Genomic DNA, 4,825 nt, shown 5'->3' on the forward strand with positions numbered 1-4,825 from the left:
GGCGAGAAGCGGGTCGAGGCCCTGCGTCTGGCCGATATATTCCGCGCCAATGTGGTCGACTCGACATTGGAAAGCTTTGTCTTCGAGATCACCGGCACACCGGAAAAGATCGACGCCTTCGCCGAACTCATGCGCCCGCTTGGCCTGGTCGATGTGGCCCGGACCGGCGTCGCGGCTTTGGCGCGCGGCGTGTAGGCTCTCGCCCGGCGCGCGCGGCCTTATGACTGCAACAGCAGATATTCATATTAACGCGGGGCCCCTCCATTCGGCTGGGGAAGGGAAGAGTGGCAGGGGCCCCGCGCGCTGTGACCTTAGCCGTCTGTGACGAGCGTACCTGCCTCGACCGCAGCGGTCAGTTCGGCCTCATCGACCGCGCCGTCGGCATTGGTGTCGATGGTGACGAAGGTGTCCTCCGTCGCACTCGGATAAGCCACCTGAAGCTCTTCCAGCGACAGCGCGCCGCTGCCATCGGCATCCATGTCAGTCACGCCCTGCGCGAAAGCCATACCGGTCGAAGCGAGCCCGAATGCGAGGGTGAAAGCCAGTTTCTTCATCGGATATTCTCCTTAATTCATCCGTGATCAGGAAGACCGCTTTGTCGCGGCCCTCACATATCAGGACGCGGCTGAGGCAGGTTTATTCCCACCCCGGAGACAAGACAGCCTTCCCCGGCGGCAGGCTGCGCATTGCGCGCCCTGACACACGCGGGTTGCCGCCCAAAAAGACCGCAACCGGGCGGCGAAGCATGGCTCGGCGGGAATCCCCGGGCTTGTCCGACAGTCACGCCCGGCCAATGTCATGCGGGAAAGGAGACCGCCATGACGCATCCCTGTCCTACCGACACTACCCCCGAGCTTGTCGCCCTTATCCCCGACCTTCGCCGCCTTGCCCGCCGCCTGACCCGCGACCCGTCCGCGGCCGAGGATCTGGCGCAGGAGGCGCTCTTGCGGGTCTGGACCCAGATGGGCCGCAAAGCGGGGATTGATAAGTTGAAACCCTATCTGATGACGGCCGCACGCAATCTTGCCCGCCGTCCGCGCCCGGCGACACTGGCGCTCAGCGATGCCCCTGAACCCTCGGCCCCGCCAGCGGCACCCGGCCGACTTGCCCTGCGCGAGGTCGCGGACGCGATCACCCGGCTGCCTGAAGCCGAGATGCGTCTGATCCTGCGCAAGGCCACTGGCGACGAAAGCTATGCCGAAATCGCAGCCGCTGAAGGTGTGCCGGTCGGCACTGTGATGTCCCGCCTCGCGCGGGGGCGCGCCCGGCTCAGGCAGGATTGCGGCCTGCCGGAAAAAGGGCCCGTCGCCGCGTTCCTGACCCGCGAGGACATGGCCTGAACAAAAACCCAAAAAATTTTCATCGTGATGCAACTTCACCGCCGCGCGCTGCGTAATTGCGGTCATGCCAGGGGAATTGGTCCCCCGGACAATGAACGGAGAAATACATGTTCCGCACTCTTTCGTTTACCGCCCTCGCCCTTGTCGCCGCCCCTGTTTTTGCCGCCGAGAATCCCATGGTCGGCGGGGCCGCAATGTATGACAGCAAGACCATCGTCGAAAACGCCTTAAACTCGGCCGATCACACCACGCTTGTCGCTGCGGTTCAGGCCGCAGACCTGGTCGAGACGCTGTCGGGCGAAGGCCCTTTCACCGTCTTCGCGCCCACCAATGACGCCTTCGGCATGCTCGCGGCCGGAACAGTCGAGGATCTTCTCAAGCCCGAGAACAAGGAGATGCTGGCCAAGGTCCTGACCTGCCATGTCGTGGCCGCTGATGCGATGTCCGATGCCATTGCCGGGATGATCGCCGATGATGGCGGCATGCATCCCGTCCCGACCGTCGGCGGCTGCACGCTTCAGGCCACGATGGACGGCGAGTGGATCAAGCTGAAAGACGAACGCGGCCGGACCGCAACCGTCACCATCGCCGATGTCAAACAGGCGAACGGCGTCATCCATGTCATCGACACGGTGCTTTTGCCCGCAATGTAAAATCGGCTGTTCGGTACGAGTGCAGGGCGCTCTTTCGGGGCGCCCTTTTTTCATGACACGGAGGTGAAAGGCGACAAAGGTCGCCCGCCCGGTGTCAGTTCCCGGATCCCTGTTCCGCCTCGATCGCCCGCCATTTGGCGACGTTCTCGTTGTGCTCGTCCAGCGTCTCGGCGAAGGCATGCCCGCCGGTGCCATCCGCCACGAAGAAAATGAACGGCGTATCGTCGGGATTGAGGGCGGCGGCGATGCTCTCACGCCCCGGATTGGCGATGGGAGTAGGCGGCAGTCCCTCGATCACATAGGTGTTGTAGGGGGTACGCCCGCGCAGCTCGCTCTGGCGCAGCCCGCGTCCCAGAACGCCCTGGCCCTTGGTCAGCCCATAGATCACCGTCGGGTCTGTCTGCAGCTTCATGCCTTTTTCGAGACGGTTAACGAAGACACTCGCCACCTGACCCCGTTCTTCCGGCACGCCGGTTTCCTTTTCTACGATAGAGGCCATGATCAGCGCCTCTTCCGGACTTGCATAGGGCAAGCCGTCAGCGCGTGCGGCCCAGAGATCGGCCAGAATCGTATCCTGCCGCCGCTGCATCTCGGCCAGAAGTTCCGGCCGGGATGCGCCGCGCACGACCTCATAACTGTCCGGCGCGAGCCTGCCCTCGGCAGGCACCTCACCTGTCTCGCCCGACAGGAACTCGGCCCGTTTCAGCGCCTCGACGATCTGCCAGCTTGTCGCCCCTTCGGCCAAGGTGATGCGGAACCGCACCGCCGGATCCTCGGCCCGTTCGACATAAGCGTCGGGTGCCGCTTCTGCCGCCGGATCGAATTTCGCCACTTCCTCGTAGCGGTTCGTGACCGGATCAAGCTCGCGCACAACAACATCGGCCCCATTGACCCCGATGCGGAAGTTCACTTCCGTGCCGCAGGTGGATTGACCGCTGCCGGTGATCGCCTCGACGATTTCGGCCATGGATGCCTTGGGCGTGATCAGGAACGAGCCTGCCTTCAGGCTGCCCGCCTTGTCCTCATAATCCGCCCCGACCTTGAAAATATAGGCGGAACTCACCGCGCCTTCGCCCGCAAGATCGGCAGCTACGCCACGCAGGCTGGCCCCGCTTTCAACGCGGTAACAGATCGCTTCGGCCAGGGGGCCCGGCCCTTTATACTGCTGCTGCCCCCAGGCGACCAACGCTGCGGCCGCCACCAGCAACACGATGGCGATGGTCAGGAAGTTCGAGGCGATGTTACGCCACATCAGTCCGTCACCCGGCCGAGGACGAGCGAGGCATTGGTACCCCCAAAACCGAAGGAGTTCGAGAGCGCCACGTTGATCTCGCGCTTGCGCGCGGCATTCGGGGCCAGGTCCAGTTTTGGCTCAATCGCCGGATTGTCGAGGTTGATCGTCGGCGGCGCCACCTGATCACGGATCGCAAGCACGCAGAAGATCGCCTCAACCGCGCCAGCAGCGCCCAGAAGATGGCCAATCGCGGATTTCGTCGACGACATCGTCGCCTTTGCCGCCGCATCGCCCATCAACCGTTCGACCGCACCGAGTTCAATCGTATCGGCCATGGTCGAGGTGCCGTGGGCATTGATGTAGTCGATCTGCTCTGGTGTGACCCCGGCCCGTGCCAGCGCCGCTTTCATCGAGCGGTAGCCGCCATCGCCATCTTCGGATGGGGCGGTAATGTGATAGGCATCGCCCGACAGGCCGTAACCCAGCACCTCGGCATAGATCCGGGCGCCGCGCGCCTTGGCGTGTTCGTATTCCTCCAGCACGACGACGCCGGCCCCCTCGCCCATCACGAACCCGTCGCGGTCGGCATCATAGGGGCGCGAGGCCTTTTGCGGCTCATCCCCGCGTTTGGTCGACAGCGCCTTGCAAGCGTTGAACCCGGCGATCCCGATCTCACTGATCGGGTTTTCGGCACCGCCCGCCAACATCACATCAGCATCGCCCCATTGGATCAGCCGGGCCGCATCGCCAATGGCATGGGCACCGGTCGAACAGGCGGTCACGACCGCATGGTTCGGCCCCTTGAAGCCATAGCGGATACCGACCTGCCCCGAAATGAGGTTGATCAGCGAACCGGGAATGAAGAAGGGCGAAACGCGCTTGGGGCCGCGTTCCTTGATCAGATTGGCCGTTTCTGCAATCGACGACAGCCCGCCGATGCCCGACCCGATCATGACGCCCGTGCGCAGGCGGCTTTCCTCATCCTCAGGCATCCAGCCCGCATCCTTGACCGCCATATCAGCGGCGGCCATGCCGTACAGGATGAAATCATCGACCTTGCGGCGCTCTTTCGGCTCCATCCAGTCATCGGGGTTGAAGGTGCCGTCGGTGCCATCACCAAAGGGGATTTCGCAGGCATAGGTGGTAACCACATTCGCCGTGTCGAACCGTGAAATCGGCCCCGCGCCCGATTGTCCGGCGATCAACCGTTTCCACGTCTCATCGACGCCGCAAGCCAGTGGCGTAACCATACCAAGTCCGGTGACAACAACCCGCCTCATCGCGTTCCCCACTCAGTTTTCATCCGGGGCTTGATACACGGCGAAGACAGGGGCGGGCAAGGCCCGTTCCCACACGGGAAGCGGGCCAATGCCGTTCAGATGAATTCGGCGACATGCGCGGTGTCGGGGCGGGCTTCGCGAAGGGCATCTTTGAGGTTCAGCGTCTTGTTGAACAGCGCCCGTCCGACCATCGCTCCGGACACCTCACCCAGGAGCCTGAGCCGCGACACATCGTCGATGGTCCGCACGATGCCGCTGGCGATGACCGGGGCCTTGCAGCGTTCGGCAATGCGCGACACGACGCCAAGGGCCGCATCC

The 4,825-nt window shown here is 63.7% G+C and carries 7 protein-coding genes; 3 read left to right on the forward strand and 4 right to left on the reverse strand.

Translation table 11 applies throughout. From position 1 onward, the window contains the following. Nucleotides 1-195, forward strand: a 195-nt coding sequence (gene ilvN, locus WBB85_RS08605) for an acetolactate synthase small subunit (RefSeq protein ID WP_432638211.1), incomplete at its 5' end; no start/stop codon positions are given. 116 nt (nucleotides 196-311) lie between these two features. Here the strand turns inward: ilvN and WBB85_RS08610 are convergent. Beyond that, nucleotides 312-554: an EF-hand domain-containing protein gene (locus tag WBB85_RS08610; protein ID WP_432638212.1), complete on the reverse strand. Its 243-nt coding sequence runs from the start codon at nucleotides 552-554 to the stop codon at nucleotides 312-314. A gap of 264 nt (nucleotides 555-818) precedes the next feature. On the opposite strand from WBB85_RS08610, the gene WBB85_RS08615 reads away from it, so the two are divergent. Beyond that, nucleotides 819-1,340: an RNA polymerase sigma factor gene (locus WBB85_RS08615; protein ID WP_432638213.1), complete on the forward strand. Its 522-nt coding sequence runs from the start codon at nucleotides 819-821 to the stop codon at nucleotides 1,338-1,340. Between the two features lie 107 nt (nucleotides 1,341-1,447). Next, nucleotides 1,448-1,993, forward strand: coding sequence for a fasciclin domain-containing protein (locus tag WBB85_RS08620; RefSeq protein WP_432638214.1), 546 nt, complete (start codon nucleotides 1,448-1,450; stop codon nucleotides 1,991-1,993). A 94-nt stretch (nucleotides 1,994-2,087) separates the two neighbouring features. Here the strand turns inward: WBB85_RS08620 and mltG are convergent, their stop codons facing one another. The 3 genes from mltG to WBB85_RS08635 form a co-directional block, all read right to left on the reverse strand. Then, entirely contained in the window at nucleotides 2,088-3,245 is a 1,158-nt protein-coding gene (gene mltG, locus WBB85_RS08625) for an endolytic transglycosylase MltG (protein ID WP_432638215.1), read from the reverse strand. Then, nucleotides 3,245-4,507, reverse strand: a complete 1,263-nt coding sequence (gene fabF / locus WBB85_RS08630) for a beta-ketoacyl-ACP synthase II (protein WP_432638216.1) — start codon at nucleotides 4,505-4,507, stop codon at nucleotides 3,245-3,247. Before fabF ends, mltG begins: the two co-directional genes overlap by 1 nt. Before the next feature lie 95 nt (nucleotides 4,508-4,602). Next, nucleotides 4,603-4,825: HisA/HisF-related TIM barrel protein (locus tag WBB85_RS08635; protein WP_432638217.1), on the reverse strand; the 223-nt coding region annotated here is incomplete at its 5' end.

Source organism: Albidovulum sp. (genome assembly GCF_049646345.1).
Taxonomy (GTDB): domain Bacteria; phylum Pseudomonadota; class Alphaproteobacteria; order Rhodobacterales; family Rhodobacteraceae; genus Albidovulum.

What these genes read in the sequence shown, in the direction of transcription:
- WBB85_RS08610 (WP_432638212.1), bottom strand. Translation starts at nt 554, where the DNA reads ATGAAGAAACTGGCTTTCACCCTCGCATTCGGGCTCGCTTCGACCGGT.
- WBB85_RS08615 (WP_432638213.1), top strand. Translation starts at nt 819, where the DNA reads ATGACGCATCCCTGTCCTACCGACACTACCCCCGAGCTTGTCGCCCTT.
- WBB85_RS08620 (WP_432638214.1), top strand. Translation starts at nt 1,448, where the DNA reads ATGTTCCGCACTCTTTCGTTTACCGCCCTCGCCCTTGTCGCCGCCCCT.
- mltG (WP_432638215.1), bottom strand. Translation starts at nt 3,245, where the DNA reads ATGTGGCGTAACATCGCCTCGAACTTCCTGACCATCGCCATCGTGTTG.
- fabF (WP_432638216.1), bottom strand. Translation starts at nt 4,507, where the DNA reads ATGAGGCGGGTTGTTGTCACCGGACTTGGTATGGTTACGCCACTGGCT.